Origin of the sequence: Alteribacillus sp. YIM 98480, from assembly GCF_009765375.1 — a bacterium.
In the GTDB taxonomy this organism is placed as follows: domain Bacteria; phylum Bacillota; class Bacilli; order Bacillales; family Marinococcaceae; genus Alteribacillus.
In genome coordinates, this window is record NZ_VTOK01000013.1 from 103,529 (window position 1) to 128,182 (window position 24,654).

Consider the following 24,654-nt stretch of genomic DNA (forward strand, 5'->3'; position numbering starts at 1 on the left):
TCGGTTTTCGTTCTATGTTGTATTTCATTTCGTAAAAAAGAAGGCTTGATACTATGAGTTTACAAGATTTTTTCGAAGTGAGGATTTCGGAAGATAAGCTTTCAGCCCATGTTTTGGCTGCTGCTTCTTTAGAGTCCACTTCTGTTTGGACGAAAGAAGAGTGGGATGTTTTTTTAAAGGAAGAGAGTGTCGTTTTTGGGGTCCTTGATGAAAACATTGATGCTTTAGTAAATGATCCGTCTTCTGTTGCTTTTCCAATAGAAGTGGCGGTAGGAATCGCTCCTAAAGATGGAGGACATGCATATATAAAGCCAGCATTACAAGACGAGAAACAGCAAGAAATGGAAGAAACAAAAGGGGCAGTCAATTTAAAAAATGTCGTGGACATTCCAATGGTAGAGCAAGGTGAGCTTGTCGGTGAAAAAGTAGCAGCTGAAAAAGGCAGGGATGGAAGAGCAGTAGATAATGAAGTGTTAGAAGCAAAAGATGGGCGTGATTTTGTGCTTCGTCCTGGAAAAAACACGAAAGTGGAAGGCAGCTGTCTTTACGCGGTAACATCTGGACAAGTCAGTATCCAAAAAAAGACCATCCATGTTTATCCATTGTATGAAATTAATGGCGATCTAGATTTAAAGACCGGAAATATTGATTTTACTGGGAACGTTCAAATCCGTGGTAATATTCCAGCAGGTTTTGAAGTAAAAGCCAAGGGAGATATAAGAGTACAAGGAACAGTAGAAGGTGCCTATCTAGAAGCGGAAGGCTCGATTTATATTTCTTCAGGTGTTACTGCTCAAAATAAAGGTTTCATTCAAGCAGGAAAGGACATTGAAACAACTTATTTAAATGAAGCGAAAGTACAAGCAGGAGGCACAATCACTGTCAAACAAGCCATCATGCATAGTAATTGTGAGGCAGGAGAAAGCATTAATTGTCTGCAAAACAGAGGGCTCGTGGTAGGGGGGAATTTATCTGCTGTTCGTTCCATTCACGTAAAAGAAGCTGGCAATCCTATGAATACGGCCACTTCTTTTTTCATTGGTGTTCCACATTATTTTTTAAACGTGCAGCGTCAACACGAACATACACTAATAGAAGCGAAAGAAGAAAGCCAAAAAATCATGCAGCTGTTAAAAGCATTGGAGGCAAAGGAGAAAGAAGGGATACCTCTGTCCTCTAAAGAAAGAGTGATGAAACTAAGAGCTCGCAATACCCTTAAGTCTTGGAAAGAGCGGGCAAAAGATGCAGCTGAAGAACTAGAAGAAATGCACGGTATGTTTAATAATGAAGAAAATGGTATAGTAATTATTGAAGGAACACTGCATCCGAATGTTGATTTTCATTTTGGAAAATACCGCCGTAAGATAAATTCGACTTACAAAAAGGTAAAAATGCTATATGAAGAAGGAGAAATTGCACTGAAAATAGTATAAGTTCATTATACGTTCGTAATAGTCCTGATTAGGAGGCGGAATAATGAGTTGGAAAGCGGTTGAGTTACAAGTAGCTATTCCAAGAACACAGGATGCAGGTAAAATTCAAGAGCAGCTTCAGCAGCGATCTCAAGCGGCTCAGGACAGGATGGCAGCTGTACAAGAAAAAGAACATAAAAAAGAACGGACACAAGTTACTAATAAACAAGAAACGAATAAAAATCATTTTGAAAAACAAAAAGACGGCGAGACGAGCCGAGAGAGCTGCTTTACTGGTGAAAACAGAAAAGCAAAAAAAGAAGAAAACGAGACGATAGATCATCCTTATAAAGGAAAAAAGATTGATTATACAGGGTAGGAATAAAAAATGACCATTGTTTTACTTGTTATCAGCATGGCTTTCCATTTGCTTACATTTTTTATTTTCATTCTTTTTTATCAACAACAGCAAAAGTTAAAAGAAGAACGGCGCGAGCTATATGGTATGCGTGAAGATATGGAAGAAGTATTGGAAAGCTATACAGCAGATATAAAAAAAGAAAACGAAGAATTAAAACATTTACTCCATGAAAAGAGCACGTCCAATCTTAAACAAGATCAGGATTATTTTCCGATAAATACGGAGGAAAAGAAGAATGGGCTCGAGGTTCAAAAATATAAAAATAAACATCAATCTTTCCATGAACCAGCTCCCCAACCTGCTGAACCTTCATTTGAAAATTATTCTCCTCTAACAGATCAAAAAGCAGAGGATACGGTAGAACAATCTTCCCAAGCGCAAGTTCTGTCTCTTGCTTCACAAGGATATAAGCAAGATGAGATTGCAAAAAAACTTAATATGGGAAAAGGAGAAGTCGGTTTACTTTTAAAATTTTATCATAAATAGCGCTGACAATCTTGCGTTGCTACAAAACGTATGGTATATTAATCCACGGTGTTATTACACACGTCTGACTGATTTAAGCAACGGTGCCCTTGACAGGGTCTTGCTTAAATATGAAGCAGACGGAGGAAAAAACCTAAGGAGGAATAAACATGGCTGTTATATCCATGAAACAACTGTTAGAAGCAGGGGTTCACTTCGGGCATCAAACACGCCGCTGGAACCCGAAAATGAGCCGTTATATCTTTACAGAGCGAAACGGCATCTACATCATTGATTTACAAAAAACGGTGAAGAAAGTAGAAGAAGCGTACAAGTATGTGCGTGATCTTGCAGCAGACGGTGGTAAAATCTTGTTTGTTGGAACGAAAAAGCAAGCACAAGATTCTGTCCGTGAAGAAGCGCAGCGCTCTGGGATGTATTACATCAACCAGCGCTGGCTCGGCGGAACGCTTACAAACTTTGCAACAATCCGTAAGCGTATCGCACGCCTGAAAGACATTGAAAAAATGCAGGAAGATGGAACATTTGATGTTCTTCCAAAAAAAGAAGTTATGCTTTTGAAAAAAGAAATGGATCGTCTTGAGAAATTTCTTGGCGGTATTAAAGAAATGAACGAACTTCCAGACGCTATTTTCATCATTGACCCGCGCAAAGAGCGTATCGCTGTTGCGGAAGCTCATAAATTAAACATTCCGATTATTTCTATCGTGGACACGAACTGTGACCCTGATGAAATTAATAAAGTGATTCCTGGTAATGATGACGCGATTCGTGCTGTACGTCTTTTAACTTCTAAAATGGCAGACGCTGTTATCGAAGCTACTCAAGGAGCAGAAGAAGCTGTAGTTGAACAGCCAAAAGAAAACGAAGCAGAAGAGAAGGAAGAAGAAGAAACCCTTTCCTAATCTTCACAACATCCCTGCTCTTTAGCAGGTAGATATATGCTTAACTATAAAGGGTGATAAAAGGGGCATGCCCTTTGTCACCCTTTTTCCTTGCATAATTTGCTTTTCAATCAGTGAAAATGTACTTAACACACTTTTATACTACTTGGAGGAGGAATAATCCATGGCAATTTCGGCTAGCATGGTAAAAGAACTTCGTGAAAAAACAGGTGCAGGTATGATGGACTGCAAAAAAGCATTGTCAGAAACGGACGGTAATATGGAAGAAGCAGTAAATTACCTTCGCGAAAAAGGAATTTCTAAAGCAGCTAAAAAAGCAGACCGTGTAGCGGCAGAAGGTCTTACGTACGTAACAAATGAAGGGAACAAAGCAGTTATTGTAGAAGTGAACGCAGAAACGGACTTCGTTGCAAAAAATGAAAACTTTCAAAATCTCGTTCAAAACATCGCAGGCTACTTGCTTGAAAAGGAGCCAGCTGATGTAGAAGCTGCTCTTTCCGGAGAAATGGAAAACGGTGCTACACTAGAAGCGTACATTAATGATCAAATTGCAAAAATTGGTGAAAAAATTTCTCTCCGCCGTTTTGAAGTTGTTCAAAAAGACGATAATGCAGCATTTGGTGCTTACTTGCACATGGGCGGCCGTATTGGCGTGCTGACTCTCTTAGAAGGTACAACAGACGAAGATTTGGCAAAAGATATTGCAATGCATGTCGCTGCTATCAACCCAAGCTATGTTTCCCGCGATGAAGTACCTGCAGAAGAAACGGAAAAAGAACGTGAAGTGTTAAAACAGCAAGCTTTAAATGAAGGCAAACCAGAAAATATTGTAGAAAAAATGGTAGAAGGCCGTATCAATAAATATTTTGAACAAATTTGTCTGCTTGATCAAGAATTTGTTAAAGATTCCGATCAAAAAGTTGGTAAATATGTGAAAAGTAAGGGTGCTTCTGTCAAAACGTTTGTTCGTTATGAAGTGGGAGAAGGCATGGAAAAACGTGAGGATAACTTCGCTGAAGAAGTAATGTCACAAGTGAAAAAATAATAAAACACTTGGCAGGGGCTGAAAGGCGTAGCTGTCTCAAATGATTTACAGCGGCAATCTGGTGGATTACACCAGGTACCCTCTTCTATTGAGAAGGTCTACCCCGGCCCCTTCTTTTTGTTTGAGAAACAGGGACTGCTTCGTAGATAAGGGCAGCCCCTCTTTTTCATAAGTGATAACTCAAATATTTAGAACGGTCCAACAGTTTTAACGCTTTAACCACGCTCACACTGCATTTAAGGAAAACGGGGGTTAAACATGGGAAAATACAATAGGGTAGTATTGAAATTGAGCGGAGAAGCCTTGGCAGGGCAGCAAGGATATGGAATTGATCCGGATGTTATTCAATCCATTGCTTCGCAGATAAAAGAAATTGTAAAATTAGATGTAGAAGTAGCTGTAGTTGTCGGCGGCGGCAATATTTGGCGCGGTATGGCAGGCAGTTCAAAAGGGATGGACCGGGCTACCGCTGATTACATGGGCATGCTGGCAACGGTGATGAATTCATTAGCTCTGCAAGACAGTTTAGAGGATAATGAGGTGGAAACAAGAGTGCAGACGTCTATTGAAATGAGACAGGTAGCAGAACCATACATACGCCGTAAAGCTATACGTCATCTCGAAAAAAAACGCGTCGTTATTTTTGCTGCTGGTACAGGAAATCCGTACTTTTCGACCGATACGACTGCAGCGCTTAGAGCAGCGGAAATTGAAGCAGAAGTTATATTAATGGCTAAAAACAAAGTAGACGGAGTATATGACGCAGATCCATTTGTAAATGAAAATGCAAAAAAATACAGGGAATTAACATATTTAGATCTCTTAAACGGCGGGTTAGGGGTTATGGATTCAACCGCCTCTACTCTATGCATGGATAACAATATCCCGCTGCTTGTTTTCTCTATTATGGAAGAAGGAAATATTAAAAAAGCGGTTCTTGGTGAAGATATAGGAACCGTGGTCAGGGGGAACGAATAATGGCGAAAGAAAAAATTCAAGAAGCAACTGAAAAAATGGGTAAATCCGTCGAGTCTCTTAACCGAGAATTGGCGACGCTGCGAGCTGGACGGGCAAATCCGTCAATGCTTGATAAAGTAATGGTTAATTACTATGGAGCAGAAACACCTTTGAATCAACTTGCCACGATTTCTGTACCGGAAGCAAGACTTCTTATTGTTACTCCGTTCGATAAATCTTCTATTGGAGATGTTGAAAAAGGAATACAAAAAGCTGATCTTGGCCTGTCGCCAAATAATGATGGGGAAGTTATCCGCATTAACATCCCTTCGTTAACAGAGGAACGAAGAAAAGAATTAAGTAAATTAGTAAAAAAATACGCGGAAGATGCCAGGGTTGCTGTGCGAAATATACGCCGCGATGCAAATGATGAATTGAAAAAGCAGCAAAAAGAGGGCGAAATTACGGAAGATGAGCTGCGCAGACACCAAGATGAAGTACAAAAGGTAACGGATAAACATATTAATACAATCGACAAAGCTGCTGAAAATAAAGAGCAAGAAATTATGGAAGTTTAAGGCAAATCACGTTACAATGAGAACGTGCTAATAAAACCCTCTTCTTAGTTAGGAGGGTTTTTTTGCACCGTTAAAGAATGAAAAATGAGTATAGATGATGTATGCTTAACTTACATATTCGTTATACCTTAACAAAGGCTGGTGCCCTCTATATGATTAATCGATTTTTTCATCCCGCAGAAATGAATAGTGAACAAAGTAACACACCCTTAGACCCAAACAATATTCCCACACATATAGCAATTATTATGGACGGTAATGGACGTTGGGCTAAACAAAAAGGGCTGCCGAGGATAGCCGGACATAGAGAAGGCATGAAAGTAATTAATAAAGTTGTTGAAAAAGCAGATGAACTCGGCGTGAAATATTTGACATTGTACGCTTTTTCTACAGAGAATTGGAAAAGGCCCAAGTCAGAAGTGGATTTTTTGATGAAGTTGCCAGAAAGATTTTTATCAAAGGAATTACCGAAACTTCAAAAAAACAATGTAAAAGTAAGGATTATGGGGGATGAAACACTTCTTCCGCCTCATACAATTCAAGCTGTAAGAAAAGCCGTTGAAGAAACATCTGAAAACACGGGTATGTTATTAAATTTTGCTTTGAATTATGGAAGCAGACACGAATTAGTGCATATGATGAAAAAGATGGGAGAAAGCATTTCAAAAGGAGAATTATCTCCTCAGGATATTGATGAAAAAATGATTTCCGATCGTCTTTTAAGCAGCGGGCTTCCTGATCCTGATTTGCTCATACGGACAAGCGGTGAAAAGCGCCTTAGTAACTTTATGCTTTGGCAGCTTGCATACAGCGAATTTTGGTTTACAGAAGTGCTTTGGCCTGATTTCAAGGAAAATGATCTAATGCAAGCCATTCAGACGTATCAACAGCGCAAAAGGCGGTACGGCGGTGTATAAATGGAGGACGAAACATGAAACAGCGACTTATTACCGGAATTATTGGTGCAATCGCATTACTAAGCGTCGTAATAATAGGAGATAATGTATTCACTCTTGCAATTGCCGTCGTCGCTTCCATTGCAATGTATGAGCTGTTAAAGATGAAACAAATCAAACCTTTATCGTTAATGGGAATTATTAGTTTAATTATTATGTGGATTTTATTAGTTCCTGCGGCATGGCTTGATATTCCGCTTCTTTTGCACGTGTCGAAAGTAGAATTATTTTTAATGATGATTTTATTGCTTTTGGCTTTAACGGTGGTCACGAAAAATACGTTTACATTTGATGAAGCGGGTTTTGTTATATTATCCTCTGTTTATATTGGATATGGGTTTCATCACCTTATTTTAGCTAGAAATCTTGAAGATATTGGTCTTGTGATGGTTTTTTTAATCTTGTTCATTATTTGGGCTACAGATTCTGGTGCCTATTTTGTAGGGAAAAAATGGGGGAAACATAAATTATCTCCACATATAAGCCCTAAAAAAACGGTTGAAGGATTTATCGGGGGAATTGTTGTTGCTGCAGTGATCGGTGTATTGTTTCATTCGTTTTTCCCTGTGTTTTCTTCAACCTTTACTTTAGCCGCTTTTATCATTGTGACTTCCGTTTTTGGTCAACTTGGCGACCTTGTTGAATCGGCATTAAAGCGCCATTATGCCGTGAAAGACTCTGGCAGCGTATTACCTGGGCACGGAGGCGTTCTTGACCGGTTTGACAGTTTAATTTTTGTGATGCCGATATTGCACTTTTTACACTTTTTTGGATAAAGACTATATACATTTCACATATCATAAAGGAGCATATCAATGAAAAACATAGCTTTAATAGGTTCCACTGGCTCCATTGGCACCCAAACACTTGATGTTATTCGAAAGCACCCTGACCGTTTTAATCTTATATCCCTTGCAGCCGGCAGAAATGTAGAACGTGTTATTGAACAGGTCCAGGAGTTTAAGCCGCGTGTCGTGGCTGTAGAACAAAAACAAGATGCAGAAAAAATCCAACAGCAATTCGGAGATGTTGTGAAAGTATTCTATGGAAAAGAGGGACTTATTGAAGCATCTGTGTTACATGATGCTGATTTTTTAATGAATGCTTTAGTTGGAAGTCTTGGTCTTGAACCGACTTTGCAGGCAATGGAAGCTGGAGTGGACATCGGAATTGCCAATAAAGAAACGTTAGTAACAGCCGGGCACTTAGTTACAGAAAAAGCAAAAGCGCATAATGTAAACCTTTTGCCGGTAGACAGCGAACATTCGGCAATCTTTCAAAGCCTCGAGGGAAACCGCATCGATGAAGTGGAAAGGCTTATCCTGACAGCTTCTGGGGGGAGTTTTAGAGAGTATACACGTGATCAATTGGAAGAGGTTTCGGTAGAAGATGCTCTAAATCACCCTAATTGGAACATGGGTGCTAAAATAACAATTGATTCAGCAACAATGATGAATAAAGGATTCGAAGTAATAGAAGCGCACTGGCTTTTTAATATCCCTTATGATGACATTGAAGTCCTTCTTCATAAAGAAAGCATTATTCATTCACTCGTTGAATATCGTGATAAAAGCGTTCTTGCTCAGCTTGGTACCCCTGATATGAGAGTTCCTATTCAATATGCAATGTCTTATCCAGAAAGGCTTGAATTAAGAGATACGAACAGGTTAAACTTATGGGAAATAGGAAAACTGCATTTTGATAAGCCTGATTTTGACCGATACCGTTGTTTACGCTATGCTTATGAAGCAGGAAGAACGGGCGGAACTTTACCTGCGGTGTTAAATGCAGCTAACGAGGAAGCAGTGAAACAATTTCTGCAAGGAAAAATAACATTTCTTTCGATTGAAGAACACATAGAAAAAGCTCTAGAGCGTCATCAGGTCATTGCTGGTCCGTCCCTTGATACTATTTTGGAAGTAGATAAGGAAACAAGGACATATGTTAGCTCTCGAATAGGATGAAGGTGGGAGAAACGTGGATACTTTAATAGCGATAATTATTATATTTGGTGTACTGGTAGCTGTTCATGAGTGGGGGCATCTTTATTTTGCAAAAAAAGCTGGCATCCTTTGCCGTGAATTTGCTATCGGTTTTGGGCCGAAAATTTTCTCGACTAAGAAAAATGAAACCGTCTATACTATTCGTTTATTACCGTTAGGCGGGTTTGTCCGCATGGCAGGAGAAGATCCGGAAGCTGTACAAATCAGACCTGGGTACGAAGTTGGTCTTGTATTCAATCATGAAAATAAAGTTCGCCAAATTATTGTAAACAACAAATCAAAGCATCCTGAAGCAAAAGTTGTTTCTGTAGAGCGGATAGATCTTGAAAGACGTTTGCAAATTGAAGCATATACAGACGAGGAAGCAGGGCTGCAAACATTTAAGGTAGATGATAAATGTGATGTCATTGTAGATGAAAAAGCTGAACAGATCGCCCCGCTCGATCGTCAATATGGTTCAAAAAAGCCATGGCAGAAAGCAGTTGCTATTTTTGCCGGCCCATTTATGAATTTTGCACTGGCATTCGTCATTCTTGTGACTTTTGGATTGATTAGCGGAGTGCCTCAGGACGATGCCAAGTTAGGAGAATTCACAGAGGAGAGTCCAGCTAGGGAAGCAGGACTTGCAGAAGGTGACGAGGTTTTAGCGATTGAAGGCCAAGAAGTAAGCAGCTGGGATGAAATGACTACGGCTATTCGCGAGCATCCAAATGAAGAAATTACTTTCGAAGTAGTTAGAAACGGGGAAAACCTTACTATCCCTGTGGAGACAAATTCGAGGTATGATGAAATGGCAGAGGAAGAAGTTGGTATAATTGGGGTAGCAAGTGTAATGGCACACTCTCCTCTCGAAGCTGTCCAATATGGGGCGAGTCAAGTCTATCAAGTGAGCATGCTTATTTTTGATGTATTAGGAATGATTGTTACTGGTCAATTTTCACTTGATTATTTATCTGGGCCAGTAGGTATCTATAATTATACGGGAGAAGCTGCTTCATTAGGAATGGCTGTGCTTATTCAATGGGCCGCTATGTTAAGTGTCAACCTTGGGATCGTTAATTTACTTCCACTTCCGGCTTTGGATGGAGGAAGACTGCTGTTTATCTTTGCAGAAGCCGTGCGCGGAAAGCCAATAGATCCTCAAAAAGAAGGGATGATTCATTTTATTGGATTTGCCTTGCTCTTTTTGTTGATGCTAGTAGTCACCTGGAATGATATTAATAAATTTTTTATGTAGACAATGCTAACAATTAGTGGACGTAATAACATAAGAAAGAGGGTTCTTCGTTTATGAGACAGCAATTATTTTTCAGTCCTACGATGAGAGAGGTTCCCCAGGGAGCAGATATACCGAGTCATCAGCTAATGCTTAGAGCTGGTCTTATTCGCCAGACAGCCTCTGGGATTTATTCTTATTTGCCGCTCGGACGCAAAGTCCTTCGCAAGGTCGAACAGATTATTCGGGAGGAAATGGACGCTGCCGGCGGTCAGGAGTTATTAATGCCTGCTATTCAACCTGCTGAGTTATGGGAGGAATCTGGACGGTTGGATGATTACGGCCCTGAACTTATACGATTAAAGGACAGGCATGAACGGGACTTTGTGCTAGGGGCAACGCATGAAGAAGTTATCACGAGCCTTATTCGAGATGAAGTAAACTCGTATAAAAAACTGCCGATGAACTTATATCAAATTCAAACGAAATATCGAGATGAACGCAGACCAAGGTTTGGTGTGCTTCGCTCTCGTGAATTTATTATGAAAGATGCTTATTCATTTGATACGAATAAAGAGGGTCTGGACAAAAATTACAGAGCAATGTATGAGGCGTATACAAATATATTTAAAAGGTGCGGATTGGATTTTCGTGCTGTAAAAGCGGATGCAGGTGCGATTGGAGGAAAAGGCGGTACCCACGAATTCATGGTGCTTTCTGATGTGGGAGAAGACACGATTGCCTATTCAAATGGCTCTGAATACGCAGCAAATATTGAAATTGCTGAGCTGCCGGATATGTATGAAAAAGCGGTTTCTCCTTCTAAAAGCTTAAAAGAATTAGACACACCAGGGATGAGAACAATTGAAGATTTAACGAACGGCCTTGAAATAGAGAGTAGCAGCTTGTTAAAATCAGTACTGTTTCTAATAGATGATAAACCTGTGTTGATTGTCTGCCGGGGCGATCATGAGATAAATGAAATAAAAGTCCAAAATGCTTTTGACGCAGAAAACGTAATGTTAGCAGAAACAGAAGACATTCAACATATTATGGGAACAGAAGCTGGTTTTATCGGACCGGTAAACGCACCAGAAGAAGTAACAATCGTATGTGACTTTGCGGTAAAGGCTGTATCTTCGGGTGTTTGCGGAGCAAATCTAGTAGACAAGCACTATCAAAATGTACATCCAGACCGTGATTTTAAAGTCGAAAAATATGGTGATTTCCGTCTCGTACAAGAAGGGGATCCATCCCCTGATGGAAAAGGTACGATCCAATTTGCCAAAGGGATTGAAGTAGGTCACGTCTTTAAACTTGGAACAAAATATAGTGAAGCCTTGGGAGCTCAGTATTTGGATGAGAACGGACGGGCCCAGCCAATTATTATGGGCTGTTATGGAATCGGTGTGAGCAGAACTATTGCTGCGATTGTAGAACAGCACCATGACGATAACGGATTAATGTGGCCAAAGGCTGTTTCACCGTATGATCTACATCTGTTAGTGTTAAATCCAAAGCAGGAAGAGCAGAACCAGCTAGGTGAAACATTATATGAAACGCTGAAAAAAGCAGGATACGATGTACTTTATGATGATAGAAAAGAGCGTGCAGGCGTTAAATTTAAGGATTCTGATCTTTTTGGTCTCCCGATCCGAATAGCATGTGGCAAAAAGGCAGCAGAACAAATAGTAGAAGTAAAAACAAGACGGGATGGAAAGATGGAAGAAGTGCATATTAATGATTTGCCCACGCATTTAGCATCCATAGAAAAAGAATTATTTTGATACATGAGTCAAGGCTGTTTTCAGGCTCTAATAACAGAGTCTATTTAAAACAGCCTTTTTGTTTCCAATGATGCTTTTAACGGTTTAAAAAATATATAAACTGAATATGTAAGAAACATAGAACGTGGTGTTTTATATGGAAACAAGTTGAGTTTTTCTAATGATGGGGAGGATATATCCTATGAGCACCGAGGAGAATCAAATTAGAAAAGATCGTTTTCAATTGCTCCTTCAACAGATTATGATGCCAAAAGATGTTATCGATGAGCATTTTAAAGGAGGAAAAGTTGACAAATTAACGATATGGAAAGAAGAAAAGAAGTGGCATTTTCGATTCACATTGTTAACTCCTCTTCCGTATGAAGCATTTTTACAATTAGAAGAAAGAATTACTAGAGCTTTTCAACAAATAGCCTCTGTGCAATTTTCTATTTCCTATGAACAGGAAGTACTGCCACTGTCAAATATACCTTCCTACTGGCCTTCTATTATAAACAGGCTCGAAGGATTAGCTCCCTACGTAAGACAACGTTTAAATGGCAGAACACCAACGATTACGGGTAACAAATTAACGATTATTTGTAAAAATGAAGCAGAAGGTGCTGCGCTTGAACGCCGATTGCATGAGCCTCTTAATGAAATATTGGCTGAATTCGGTTTTCCGACCTGTCAAATAGAGACGAAAGTGGAAACGTCAGCAGAAGAGGTAGCGCAGTTTGAGGAAAAAAAGAAACAAGAAGACCGCTCTAAAATAGTGCAAGCAATGATGGAAAAGAAAAAGCAGGAAAAACAAGCGCAGGAAGAAAATAAAGTGAAAACCTTGCAGATTGGATATCCGATAAAAGATGAACCGGTACCGCTAGAAACCATTCAAGAAGAAGAAAGACGAATGACCGTACAAGGTTATGTATTTGAGGCTGAAACAAGAGAACTTAGAAGCGGCAGGACATTATTAACTTTTAAAATAACCGATTATACGGACTCCATATTGGTGAAAATGTTTTCAAGAGATAAAGAAGATGTTCCTCAATTTGAAGCACTCAAAAAAGGAATGTGGCTGAAAGTACGAGGCGGCGTACAAAATGATACATTTGTTCGTGATTTAGTTATGATCGCAAATGATATTATTCAAATACAGCCGGAAATTCGAACAGATGAAGCTGAAGAGAAAAGAGTAGAATTGCACGCTCATACAGTGATGAGTCAAATGGACGCTACTGTTACAGCTTCTCAATATGTAGAAAAAGCAGCAGAATGGGGACATGAAGCCGTCGCTATTACAGATCACGGAGTGGTACAAGCTTTCCCGGAAGCTTATAATGCTGCACAGAAACATGGAATTAAAGTGTTGTACGGAATGGAAGCAAATCTTGTAGATGACGGTGTACCCATTGCTTATAACGAGGCGGACAGAAATCTATATGATGACACATTTGTTGTTTTTGACGTCGAAACGACTGGTCTCTCGGTCGTATACGATACCATTATTGAATTAGCAGCAGTAAAAGTGAAAGACGGAGAAATTGTTGATCGTTTTGAATCTTTTGCGAATCCGCATGAGAAGCTGTCAGACACAATAATAGACCTTACTGGTATTACCGATGATATGGTTGAAAATGCCCCAGAAGTGAGTACGGTCTTAAAAGATTTCAAAGAATTTACGGATGATGCCGTCCTTGTGGCTCACAATGCCAGCTTTGATATGGGCTTTTTAAATGAAGGATATAAAAAAGCAAATATAGAAACTGCTGAAAACCCAGTGATTGACACGTTAGAACTGGGCCGTTTTCTCTATCCGCAATTAAAAAACCACCGTTTAAACACGCTTTGTAAAAAGTTTGACATAGAACTGGTCAGCCATCACCGCGCGATTTATGATGCGGAGGCTACCGGTTATTTGTTATGGAAAATGGTCAAAGACGCAATAGAAAAAGGAATAAACCGCCACTATGAATTAAATAAAAATATGGGACAAGGTGATTTTCATCGGCTTAGACCATCTCATTGCACGTTAATCGCTGAAAATCAAGAAGGGTTAAAAAATTTATATAAACTCGTATCTATGTCTCATATTGATTACTTTTTCCGGACTCCTCGTATTCCAAGATCCAAACTTCAAAAGCACCGCAAAGGTATTTTAGTAGGTTCTGGATGCGACAAAGGCGAAGTTTTTGAGACGATGATGCAAAAATCAGGAGACGAAGCAAAGAAAGCTGCTGAGTTTTATGACTACCTAGAAGTACAGCCTCCTGGTAATTATTCTCATCTCGTCGAAAAAGAACTGCTTCGAAACGAGGATGCTATTTATGATATTTTGAAAAAAATAATCACGCTGGGTGAGGAACTCGGAAAACCTGTCATTGCTACAGGGAATGCTCATTACATGGAACCAGAAGATCACGTATATAGAAAGATATTAATTGCTTCACAAGGCGGGGCTAATCCATTAAATAAACAAACCTTGCCGCAAGTTCATTTTAAAACGACCAATGAAATGATAGAGAGCTTTTCTTTTCTTGAAGCTGATACAGCACGATCAATAGTTATTGATAATGCTCGAGAGCTTGCTGCCCGTGTCGAGGAAATCCATCCTATTCCTGATGAATTATACACACCAAACATCGAAGGGTCCGACCAGGAAATTCGTGAAATGAGTTATGGGATGGCTAAAAGTATTTATGGTGATCCATTGCCTGAAATTGTAGAAAAAAGGCTCGAAAAAGAATTAGAAAGTATAATCGGCCATGGCTTCGCTGTTATTTATTTAATATCTCAGAAGCTCGTAAAAAAATCTTTAGATGACGGCTATCTGGTAGGTTCACGCGGCTCGGTAGGTTCCTCTTTTGTTGCAACCATGACAGAAATTACAGAAGTAAATCCGCTCCCTCCGCACTACGTATGTCCGTCTTGTAAGCATTCGCATTTCTTTAACGATGGTTCTGTCGGTTCTGGCTTTGATTTACCTGATAAAGAATGTGAACAATGCGGAACATCTTACGTGAAAGATGGACAAGATATCCCATTTGAAACGTTTCTCGGGTTTAAAGGGGATAAAGTGCCGGATATTGACTTGAACTTTTCCGGGGAATATCAGCCGATTGCTCATAACTATACAAAAGAGCTGTTTGGAGAAGACAGTGTTTACCGTGCTGGTACGATTGGAACAGTAGCAGATAAAACAGCTTATGGTTTTGTTAAAGGCTACCAAGGAGATTTGGATATTCATTACCGAGGGGCAGAAATCGATAGACTGGTTTCCGGATGTACAGGGGTGAAACGCACAACAGGACAACATCCAGGCGGGATTATCGTTGTCCCGGATGAATATGATATTCATGATTTCTGTCCGATTCAATTTCCGGCGGATGATAAGGGGTCAGAATGGAGAACAACACATTTTGACTTTCATTCCATTCACGATAATTTGTTAAAACTTGATATACTCGGTCACGATGATCCAACGGTGATTCGTATGCTTCAAGATCTGAGCGGGATAGATCCAAAAACGATACCTACAGATGACGAAGAAGTTATGAAGATATTTAGCGGACCGGAAGTACTCGGAGTGACGCCAGAACAAATACTGTGTAAAACAGGAACATACGGTATACCTGAGTTCGGTACTAGGTTTGTTCGGCAGATGCTTGAAGAGACAAATCCAAGCACATTTTCGGAGCTTGTTCAAATATCCGGGCTGTCCCACGGGGCAGATGTGTGGCTTGGTAATGCACAGGAACTTATCCAAAGCGGTACGTGTGTGCTAAAAGATGTGATCGGCTGTCGTGATGACATTATGGTTTATCTCATTTACAAAGGTGTGGAACACTCGCTCTCCTTTAAGATCATGGAATTTGTCCGAAAAGGCAGAGGACTGCAAGAAGAATGGGTAGAAGAAATGAAAAAGCACGGCGTTCCTGATTGGTATATTGAATCGTGCCTGAAAATTAAATATATGTTCCCGAAAGCACACGCCGCAGCTTATGTGTTAATGGCTGTACGTATTGCTTATTTTAAAGTCCATTATCCTATATTATTTTATGCAGCTTACTTTACGGTCAGGGCCGATGACTTTGATCTGGGAACAATGGTTAAAGGAGCTGCTTCTATCCGAAGCAGAATTGAGGAAATTCAAGCGAAAGGTCTGGACGCTTCACCAAAAGAAAAAAGTTTAGTAACAGTATTAGAGCTGGCGCTTGAAATGTGTGAAAGAGGATTTACTTTTCAAAAAGTAGATTTGTACCGCTCGAAAGCAACAGAGTTTGTTGTTGATGGGGACAGCTTAATTCCTCCATTTAACGCGCTCGACGGGGTAGGTACGAACGCGGCGGTTAATATTGAAAAAGCTAGAGAAGCTGGAGAATTTTTGTCTAAAGAAGACTTGCAGCAGCGGAGTAAAGCAACAAAAACAGTTATTGAGCATTTAGATTTACATGGTTGTCTTGAAGGTCTGCCCGACTCAAATCAACTATCTCTTTTTTAAGCAATATAACTTTTTTACATGCGGCGTGTTCTGTCTATCCTTAACAACTCGCCGCTCGGGTGCATGAAATAATGGATCATTTGCTGTAGAAAGAGCTTGATATTCAACCTTAGCCCAACTTCCTTTATTAGGGAGCTTCCGTTTTCTTAGAAATGGCGTCATTTGTCGAAACCGGAGTATGTTGCATTCTATGGCAGAGTGTGGTAGTCTTTTTGATGGATACTTCAAATATGCACGGGGCGAAGAGTGGGTAATTACCCACTCTTTCGTTTGCAATTATAGCATTCTTTTAAGATACTGGTTCACACACATGTAAAGACTTAAATTGATCCATACTAAGAAAATCCTTGTTTTATACTTTAAGAATGTTAACAATGTTAAAAGATCAAAGTATAAGCAAAACTACGACTTCCGCCATTTGGCGGTAAGGATTACCTGTGTTTTTGAATTCTGCGTTGCTTCCTGTACCGGGTCATTTAGCATGGCTGTTGATAATAACATGAATGATGCATTTAAAGGCATCGCGCCCCCTTCACGTTTCTAGAAGAAAATGTCACATGCTTTTCTAACACTGTATAGAAAGCACGGCATTCATTCGCCATAAGAACTCGTCGACAAGCCGAGTTTTTCTAATACTTTTGGAAAAAATTTAACTTTGCACTAAGGCTTCCGTCATAAGGAATTGGCGGCAAGCCAAGTTTTTCTAATAAGGAGGCAGGAAATGAGTGAAAGAATAAAAGATACAGCATCCAGACTGGCACAGCCTGTTTTAGAAGAAATGAATTTAGAATTAATTGATGTGGAATATAAAAAAGAAGGAAAAAATTGGTTTTTACGCGTGTTTATAGATGGTGAAAAAGGCGTTGATATCGAAGACTGCGGAAAAGTAAGCGAGCGTCTTAGTGAACAACTTGATAAAGAAGATCCGATTCAAGGAATGTACTATCTTGAAGTCTCTTCTCCAGGTGCTGAGCGTCCATTAAAAGATGATAAAGACATTGCCAGGTCGATTGGCAAGCATGTTTATGTTACTACTTATGAAGCCATTGATGGAGAGAAAGCATTTGAAGGTGTACTTAAAGACTTTGATGGAGAAATATTAACGATCGAAGGGAAAGCAAAGCAAAAGACAGTGACGTATACTGTTCCATACAACAAGGTGGCAAAAGCACGACTAGCTGTCCAATTTTAAGAAGATACCGGATCTAATAGAAGGACCAGCCGGTAAAAAAGGGGGAACCAAAGTCCATGAACAGTGATTTTATGGATGCGCTAACGACATTAGAAACGGATAAAGGCATTGAAAAAGAAATTATTTTAGAAGCCATAGAAGCGGCCTTGATTTCTGCATATAAACGAAACTTTAACCAGGCTCAAAACGTACGGGTTTCTATAAACCGTGAAAACGGAAGCATTCGGGTGTTTGCCCGTAAAGAAGTGGTAGAAGAAGTATTTGATCCTCGACTTGAGATTTCGCTTGAAGCAGCCAAAGACATGAATCCTAACTATGAACTAGATGATGTGGTTGAGCTTGAGGTGACGCCGAAAAATTTCGGAAGAATTGCTGCTCAAACTGCGAAACAAGTAGTTACTCAGCGAGTGCGTGAAGCGGAAAGAAGCATCATTTATTCAGACTTTATTGATCGTGAAGAAGATATTATGACTGGGATTGTGCAGCGCCAGGACAACCGTTTTATTTACGTTGACCTTGGGAAAGTAGAAGCATTGCTCCCACAGGGAGAACAAATGCCAAATGAAACATATAAACACAACGACCGGATTAAAGCGTATATAACAAAAGTGGAGAAAACTACGAAAGGACCGCAAATTCTTATATCCCGTAGTCACCCAGGGCTTTTGAAACGACTGTTTGAGCTTGAAGTGCCAGAGATTTATGACGGAACCGTAGAAATATTATCGGTGGCTAGAGAAGCCGGCGACCGCTCTAAAATCTCTGTGTATGCAGAAGATCCAGATGTGGATCCGGTTGGAGCTTGTGTTGGACCAAAAGGGCAGCGTGTTCAAGCTATTGTTGATGAACTGAAAGGAGAAAAAATCGATATTGTTCATTGGTCCGAGGACACTTTTGAATATGTTTCCAATGCATTAAGTCCATCCAAAGTTCTTGACGTACAGGTGGATGATGAGGAAAAAAGCACGCTTGTTATCGTTCCGGATTATCAACTTTCACTTGCTATTGGTAAACGAGGTCAAAATGCTAGACTGGCAGCAAAGTTAACAGGGTGGAAAATTGATATTAAAAGCGAATCAGAAGCAGAAGAACTTGGCCTTTATGACCCAAATGCCCCTGCTTCTAAACGAAATATAGAAGAATCGGACGAGCTTCTTGAAAATGATGAAGCTCTGGCTTTTGAAGACAGCAGTGATGAAGAATATATAGAAGAAGATTGATGGGTGGAAAAGGAGCGAAGAACCTTGAAAAAGAAAAAGCCTATACGAAAATGCATTGTGACAGGTGAAGCGAAAGAGAAAAAAGAACTCGTTCGTATTGTAAGGGACCCGGACGGTAATGTCTTTGTGGACCACACTGGCAAAAAAAACGGCCGCGGCGCTTATTTAACTAATGATGAACAATGCTTTCTTCAGGCCAAAAAGAAAGATGCTCTCTCCCGTCATTTAAATACACAAGTTTCTCCGGAGGTTTATGAACGCCTGCTTGAGGAAAGAAAGAAAGGAACGAAATAATGAACGATTCTTTTCACTCCTTCCTCGGACTTGCCGCTAGAGCTGGTAAATTAAAGACGGGAGAAGAAACAGTACTGAAAGAGATAAGAAATCAGTCTCTTCATCTTGTCATTATGGCCGGAGATGCTTCACCAAATACACAAAAAAAATTCAAAGATAAGTCCAGCTATTATCAAGTGCCGCTCTTCATTGCAGGCGATCGGGACTCACTCGGTCATGCTATTGGAAAAAATAGCCGTGTGATCATTGGCGTTACAGATAAAGGGTTTGCCAAAAAGCTGATCTCAATGCTGGATTATTAGAAGGTGGAGGTTATGCTTATGAAAAAAATGAGAGTTTATGAATATGCGAAATCGGTTAATAAATCAAGCAAGGAAATAGTAGAACAATTAAAAAATATGGATGTGAACGTTTCAAACCACATGTCTGTCATAGATGAAAACACTGTTGCAAAGCTGGAAGGAAAAACAAACAACAGTCAAGAGAATAAGCCAAAACCAGAAAATAAACAGCCTTCCAGCCAAAAAAGTGAACGAGGAGATAAAAAGAAAAATAATATGAATAAAACAAAAAAAGAGAACAACCAAAACAAACAAAATAAAAACAATGCAAAAAAAGGAAAAAAACATAAAAAAGACAATCGTCAGCAGCGCTTTCAAGATTCTAAACAACAACAAGCTGTACCAGAAAAGGTCACGTACAGCGGATCGCTGACTGTTGGAGAGTTGGCGGAGAAATTAAACAAGGATTCTTCAGAATTAATTAAAAAACTTATGTTTCTCGGGGTAATGGCAACCAAAAATGAAGATTTAGAAAAAGAAACCATTGAACTTATTGCAGAAGATTACGGGGTAGAAGTAGAAGAGGAAATAGAAATTGATGAACTTGGTATTGAAACGCAAGTCGAAGAAGACGATCCGGCTAAATTAGAAGAACGTCCACCTGTTGTTACAATTATGGGCCATGTCGACCACGGGAAAACAACACTATTAGATTCTATCCGTCATACAAAAGTTACCGCTGGAGAAGCAGGCGGGATTACACAGCATATTGGTGCCTATCAAGTAAGAGAAGACGGAAAAAAAATTACGTTTTTAGATACACCTGGTCACGCCGCTTTTACGACGATGCGTGCTAGAGGTGCTCAAGTAACTGATATTACTATACTAGTGGTTGCTGCAGACGATGGAGTTATGCCGCAGACAAAAGAAGCCATTAACCACGCAAAAGCAGCTGAAGTACCGATTATTGTAGCTGTAAACAAGATGGATAAAGAAGGGGCTAACCCGGATCGAGTCATGCAGGAGTTAACAGAGTTTGAACTTGTGCCAGAAGCTTGGGGAGGCGACACTATCTATGTAAATGTTTCTGCTTTAAAAGGGGACGGCATAGATGAACTTCTGGAAATGATCTTACTTGTTGCCGAAGTAGAAGAGTTAAAAGCTAACCCTGATAAACGAGCACGGGGCACAGTGGTTGAAGCAGAATTGGATAAAGGACGGGGCCCTGTTGCTACGCTGTTAGTCCAAGAAGGTACAATGAAAGTCGGCGATCCAATCGTTGTCGGAAATACGTATGGAAAAATACGTGCCATGGTAAACGACCTAGGGAAACGTGAAAAATCAGCAGGACCGTCTACCCCCGTTGAGATTACTGGTTTAAACGGTGTCCCAAATGCAGGGGATCAATTTGTTATTTTTGAAGATGAAAAGAAAGCTCGTCAATTTGGTGAAGCAAGAGCAAACCGGGCTCGCGAAGAAGAAAGAAATCAAACATCGAAAGTGAGCATTGACGATTTATTTGATCAAATCCAAGAGGGCGACGTCAAAGAGATTAATGTTATTGTTAAGGCGGATGTGCAAGGCTCTGTCGAAGCAGTGAAAGGTTCTTTGGAGAAGATTAATGTAGAAGGCGTCAAGATTAACATTATTCATGCTGGCGCTGGTGCCATTGCTGAATCGGATGTCATTCTTGCTTCTGCTTCGAATGCGTTAATTATCGGCTTTAATGTAAGGCCTGATGCGAATGCAAAACGAACAGCTGAATCGGAAAAAGTTGACATTCGACTGCACCGTGTTATTTATGATGCCATTGAAGAAATTGAATCTGCCATGAAAGGTATGCTCGATCCAGAATACGAGGAAAAAGTTATCGGGCAGGTAGAAGTGCGCCAGCTCTTTAAAGTATCTCGTATTGGAACTATCGCAGGGAGCTATGTATTAGAAGGAAAAATTACAAGAGATTCTACCGTGCGATTAATTCGTGATGGTGTTGTCATCTATGAAGGAAACTTAAACGCGTTAAAACGGTTTAAAGATGACGTAAAAGAAGTAGCTGCTGGGTATGAATGCGGGATTACGCTGCAAAATTATAACGATGTAAAAGAAGGCGACATTATTGAAGCTTACATCATGGAGGAAATTAAACGCGCATGATAGGAGCTGTACATTGTGAATGTCTAATTTATCAAGCCCAGTCGTTAAAAGAAAAGAGAGCAGTGCTAAAAAGTATAACTGCGCGATTGAAGCAAAAGCTAAACGTATCGGCCGCCGAAATGGATTATCAAAATCTTTGGCAGCGCACAGCTATATCAGTTGTCACCATTAATCAAGAGAAACGCATAGTGGAAAAAGAGCTGCAGGCAGCCCTTGATATGATAGACCAGATGCCAGAGATAGAGCGTACCGTAACAGAATACGAATGGCTTTAATAAAGGAGGCAGCGGATATGAGCAATGTCAGAGCTGACCGTGTAGGCGAACAAATAAAAAAAGAACTAGCTGATATTTTAGCCCGTGAGGTGAAAGATCCACGTGTTCAATTTGTAACGGTAACAGGAGTAGATGTAACTGGAGACCTCCAGCAGGCTAAAGTATTTGTAACTGTTCTTGGTGAAGAGAAAGATAAAGAAGAAACATTAAAAGCTTTACAAAAAGCAAGAGGGTTTATACGAAGTGAAATTGGTAATCGAGTACATTTGCGCAAAACCCCGGAAATTTCCTTTCAGTTTGATGAGTCCATTGATTATGGGAACCGTATTGAAAGGTTATTAAGGGAAATAAATGAAGAAGAAAAGTAAGGAAGATATTTCATAAGCTGCAAAGCTGTCTCTAAAGAAAAAATGGATGTGTGATAAGGGTGCAGCACCTTTTTCGGGTCTGCTGCTTGCAGCCCCGGGACATCCTTCTTTGAAGACAGCTTCTTTTTTTCGTATAGTATTATAATATTTTTTTCGATAAACATTATAAGACAGCAATGATTTTTACCATAAAACCTTGGTGAATAGCTTAAGTAGGTGACATACATATGTTAAATGGTATCGTTCCGCTCTATAAACGAAAAGGCATGACTTCTCATGACTGTGTAACGAAATTAAGAAGAATGTATGAAACAAAAAAAGTTGGGCATACGGGTACATTGGATCCGGATGTTGAAGGGGTACTCCCTATCTGTATTGGGAAAGCAACAAAAATCTCAGAATACATTACTTCCTTGCAAAAGCAGTATGAAGCTGAGATAACATTAGGTTATTCAACGACAACGGAAGATGCCAGCGGTGATATAGTTGAAAAAAAACCGGTGAATTCTCTTATGGACAAAGATGAAATAGAAAAAGCGCTGCATCAATTTTACGGAAAACAACAGCAAACGCCTCCCATATACTCAGCGGTAAAAGTAAAAGGAAAAAAATTATATGAATATGCAAGAGAAGGTATAGAGGTTGAAAGACCTTCTAAAACAATAGAAATTTATGATCTAACTCTTGATAGTGAATCAATAGAACAATCAGGACAAAATGTTTCTTTTCGATTTACAGTAACGTGCAGTAAAGGCACATATATTAGAACGCTTGCAGCAGACATCGGAAAATATCTTGGTTATCCTGCTCATATGTCCTATTTAAAAAGAACGAAGTCTGGCCCATTTTCCTCTCAAGAATGTTATACTTTGGAAGAATTAAATGAAAAAAAAGAAAGAGGCATGCTAGATGAGACAATTGCCCCTATGTCAAAAGCATTACAGCATGTAGAACATATAGAAGTAGATGAGATAACGGCCCAAAAAATACTTAACGGCAGCGTATTGCCAAAAAGTATAAAAACAAACGATTCCATTTTTCTGCTTATTTATAAAGGCGAATCCCTTGCAATTTATCAAGATCACCCTAAGAAACCCGGTTTAATAAAACCAAAGACAATGCTCAAATCCAAATAATTAGAGGGAACTTAGCAGGTGTGGACGCAGTTAATTTAATAGTAAAACGGCAGGTGAAAAACCGGTGAAAACCATATATTTGTATCATCAGGAAGGTGACTCGGCTGTTTCCTATCCCGAAATGGTGCTTGCGCTTGGATACTTTGACGGCGTTCATCGAGGGCATCAGGAAGTAATCCGGACGGCTCGGGAGACTGCAAGTATAAAAGGAATAGCTCTTGGGATAATGACATTTCATCCTCACCCAAAAACGGTGTTGTCTTCAAAAGTAAAAGAAGAAAATATGCGCTATATTACTCCTCTACCTGAAAAAGAAGAGCAGTTATCCAAAGAGCAAGCAGATTATTTATTTATAGTCCATTTCGATAAATTGTTTGCAGGTCTTGAACCGCAGGAATTTGTTGATCAATATATCATCGGTCTTCATGCGGTTCATGTAGTAGCCGGGTTTGATTTTTCTTATGGGAGAATGGGAAAAGGCACGATGGAGACACTGCCTTTTCATTCCAGAAAAAAATTTGAGCAAACAACTGTCGGAAAGGTCACAGATAAACAGCAAAAAATAAGCTCTACTCTCATAAAAGAAAACATTTTAGAAGGAAAAATAGAAAATGCCAACCGGCTGTTAGGACGTTCATACAGCATAGAAGGAAAAGTTGTAGAAGGAGAACAAAGAGGCAGGACGATTGGCTTTCCAACTGCAAACGTTCAGATTAATGAACCTTATTTAGTTCCTGCGATCGGCGTGTATGCCGTTCAGATGAAAATAAGAAAAGCATGGTATAATGGTGTTTGCAACATTGGATATAAGCCGACTTTTCATGATGAAAAGAGCCCCAATCCTGAAATTGAAGTACATTTATTCGATTTTAATGAAGATATTTATGGAAAAGATGTTATTGTTCATTGGCATGCTTTTATTCGTGGTGAAAAGAAATTTTCATCAGCGGAAGAGCTAGTAGAGCAAATTGGCAAAGACAAAGAAAAAGCAAAATATATCCTTCAATCTTCTTCGGCTCCTTAAAAATGGTAATCTTCTCTTGCATTTTTAAGTGAAAAAAGGTATTCTATACACTGTACCAAAAAAGAAGCCATTGCTTGGCCTGTGCGATTCTCCGACGACTGGCTAGGGAATTGGCGATTAAAAAACAAGGAGGTGTTAGGATGGCTTTAACACAAGAAAGAAAAAAGGAACTTGTTGAAGAGTTTAAAACGCACGACAATGATACTGGTTCTCCAGAAGTTCAAGTAGCTATCCTTACTGAGCAGATCAACAGCCTAAACGAACATTTGCGTGATCATAAAAAAGATCACCATTCTCGCCGCGGGCTTTTGAAAATGGTTGGTAAGCGTCGTAATTTGCTAACGTTCTTGCGTAAGAAGGATGTTACTCGTTATCGTGATCTAATTAGAAAACTCGGTTTACGCCGATAAGAAGAAAAAGCGGGAGAGATCCCGCTTTTTGTTGTAACTTCAGATAGTATAGAA

At 39.7% G+C, this 24,654-nt stretch carries 23 protein-coding genes; all 23 read left to right on the plus strand.

What is annotated here, in order from left to right; genetic code table 11:
* Window positions 1–53 precede the first annotated feature (53 nt).
* On the plus strand, window positions 54–1,433 hold the full coding sequence (locus FZF09_RS16610; RefSeq protein ID WP_158737715.1) for a flagellar assembly protein A: 1,380 nt from the start codon (window positions 54–56) through the stop codon (window positions 1,431–1,433).
* A gap of 43 nt (window positions 1,434–1,476) precedes the next feature.
* Window positions 1,477–1,791, plus strand: a complete 315-nt coding sequence (locus tag FZF09_RS16615; RefSeq protein ID WP_158737716.1) for a hypothetical protein — start codon at window positions 1,477–1,479, stop codon at window positions 1,789–1,791.
* Window positions 1,792–1,800: 9 nt separating this feature from the next.
* A complete protein-coding gene (locus FZF09_RS16620; protein ID WP_158737717.1) occupies window positions 1,801–2,319 on the plus strand; it encodes a DUF6115 domain-containing protein in 519 nt (172 codons plus the stop codon).
* 149 nt (window positions 2,320–2,468) lie between these two features.
* Window positions 2,469–3,224, plus strand: a complete 756-nt coding sequence (rpsB, locus tag FZF09_RS16625; protein WP_158737718.1) for a 30S ribosomal protein S2 — start codon at window positions 2,469–2,471, stop codon at window positions 3,222–3,224.
* A 163-nt stretch (window positions 3,225–3,387) separates the two neighbouring features.
* The gene (tsf, locus tag FZF09_RS16630; protein WP_158737719.1) at window positions 3,388–4,269 is read left to right on the plus strand and encodes a translation elongation factor Ts; all 882 of its coding nucleotides are present in this window, start codon (window positions 3,388–3,390) and stop codon (window positions 4,267–4,269) included.
* A gap of 258 nt (window positions 4,270–4,527) precedes the next feature.
* Window positions 4,528–5,247 (plus strand): UMP kinase, encoded by a 720-nt coding sequence (pyrH, locus tag FZF09_RS16635; RefSeq protein ID WP_158737720.1) that lies wholly within the window; start codon window positions 4,528–4,530, stop codon window positions 5,245–5,247.
* Complete coding sequence (gene frr, locus FZF09_RS16640; RefSeq protein WP_158737721.1) at window positions 5,247–5,804, plus strand: ribosome recycling factor; 558 nt, start codon at window positions 5,247–5,249, stop codon at window positions 5,802–5,804. The genes pyrH and frr overlap by 1 nt, the downstream gene beginning before the upstream one ends.
* A 152-nt stretch (window positions 5,805–5,956) precedes the next feature.
* Window positions 5,957–6,721: an undecaprenyl pyrophosphate synthase gene (locus tag FZF09_RS16645; protein WP_158737756.1), complete on the plus strand. Its 765-nt coding sequence runs from the start codon at window positions 5,957–5,959 to the stop codon at window positions 6,719–6,721.
* A gap of 14 nt (window positions 6,722–6,735) precedes the next feature.
* On the plus strand, window positions 6,736–7,536 hold the full coding sequence (locus FZF09_RS16650; protein ID WP_158737722.1) for a phosphatidate cytidylyltransferase: 801 nt from the start codon (window positions 6,736–6,738) through the stop codon (window positions 7,534–7,536).
* A 39-nt stretch (window positions 7,537–7,575) separates the two neighbouring features.
* A complete protein-coding gene (locus tag FZF09_RS16655) occupies window positions 7,576–8,724 on the plus strand; it encodes a 1-deoxy-D-xylulose-5-phosphate reductoisomerase (RefSeq protein WP_158737723.1) in 1,149 nt (382 codons plus the stop codon).
* A gap of 13 nt (window positions 8,725–8,737) precedes the next feature.
* A complete protein-coding gene (gene rseP, locus FZF09_RS16660) occupies window positions 8,738–10,000 on the plus strand; it encodes an RIP metalloprotease RseP (protein WP_158737724.1) in 1,263 nt (420 codons plus the stop codon).
* A gap of 53 nt (window positions 10,001–10,053) precedes the next feature.
* Window positions 10,054–11,766, plus strand: coding sequence for a proline--tRNA ligase (locus FZF09_RS16665; RefSeq protein WP_158737725.1), 1,713 nt, complete (start codon window positions 10,054–10,056; stop codon window positions 11,764–11,766).
* 181 nt (window positions 11,767–11,947) lie between these two features.
* Entirely contained in the window at window positions 11,948–16,246 is a 4,299-nt protein-coding gene (locus FZF09_RS16670; protein ID WP_158737726.1) for a PolC-type DNA polymerase III, read from the plus strand.
* 721 nt (window positions 16,247–16,967) lie between these two features.
* Window positions 16,968–17,438, plus strand: coding sequence for a ribosome maturation factor RimP (gene rimP / locus FZF09_RS16675; protein WP_158737727.1), 471 nt, complete (start codon window positions 16,968–16,970; stop codon window positions 17,436–17,438).
* 56 nt (window positions 17,439–17,494) lie between these two features.
* On the plus strand, window positions 17,495–18,658 hold the full coding sequence (gene nusA, locus FZF09_RS16680) for a transcription termination factor NusA (RefSeq protein ID WP_158737728.1): 1,164 nt from the start codon (window positions 17,495–17,497) through the stop codon (window positions 18,656–18,658).
* A gap of 24 nt (window positions 18,659–18,682) precedes the next feature.
* Complete coding sequence (rnpM, locus tag FZF09_RS16685; RefSeq protein WP_091583105.1) at window positions 18,683–18,952, plus strand: RNase P modulator RnpM; 270 nt, start codon at window positions 18,683–18,685, stop codon at window positions 18,950–18,952.
* Entirely contained in the window at window positions 18,952–19,254 is a 303-nt protein-coding gene (locus tag FZF09_RS16690) for a YlxQ family RNA-binding protein (RefSeq protein WP_158737729.1), read from the plus strand. Before rnpM ends, FZF09_RS16690 begins: the two co-directional genes overlap by 1 nt.
* 18 nt (window positions 19,255–19,272) lie before the next feature.
* A complete protein-coding gene (gene infB / locus FZF09_RS16695; RefSeq protein ID WP_158737730.1) occupies window positions 19,273–21,387 on the plus strand; it encodes a translation initiation factor IF-2 in 2,115 nt (704 codons plus the stop codon).
* A complete protein-coding gene (locus FZF09_RS16700; RefSeq protein ID WP_158737731.1) occupies window positions 21,384–21,662 on the plus strand; it encodes a DUF503 domain-containing protein in 279 nt (92 codons plus the stop codon). Before infB ends, FZF09_RS16700 begins: the two co-directional genes overlap by 4 nt.
* 17 nt (window positions 21,663–21,679) lie before the next feature.
* Window positions 21,680–22,030: a 30S ribosome-binding factor RbfA gene (rbfA, locus tag FZF09_RS16705; protein WP_158737732.1), complete on the plus strand. Its 351-nt coding sequence runs from the start codon at window positions 21,680–21,682 to the stop codon at window positions 22,028–22,030.
* Window positions 22,031–22,257: 227 nt separating this feature from the next.
* A complete protein-coding gene (truB, locus tag FZF09_RS16710) occupies window positions 22,258–23,166 on the plus strand; it encodes a tRNA pseudouridine(55) synthase TruB (protein WP_158737733.1) in 909 nt (302 codons plus the stop codon).
* Window positions 23,167–23,230: 64 nt separating this feature from the next.
* The gene (gene ribF, locus FZF09_RS16715) at window positions 23,231–24,190 is read left to right on the plus strand and encodes a riboflavin biosynthesis protein RibF (protein WP_370514482.1); all 960 of its coding nucleotides are present in this window, start codon (window positions 23,231–23,233) and stop codon (window positions 24,188–24,190) included.
* A gap of 140 nt (window positions 24,191–24,330) precedes the next feature.
* A complete protein-coding gene (gene rpsO, locus FZF09_RS16720; RefSeq protein WP_091583121.1) occupies window positions 24,331–24,600 on the plus strand; it encodes a 30S ribosomal protein S15 in 270 nt (89 codons plus the stop codon).
* The last annotated feature ends 54 nt before the right edge of the window (window positions 24,601–24,654 follow it).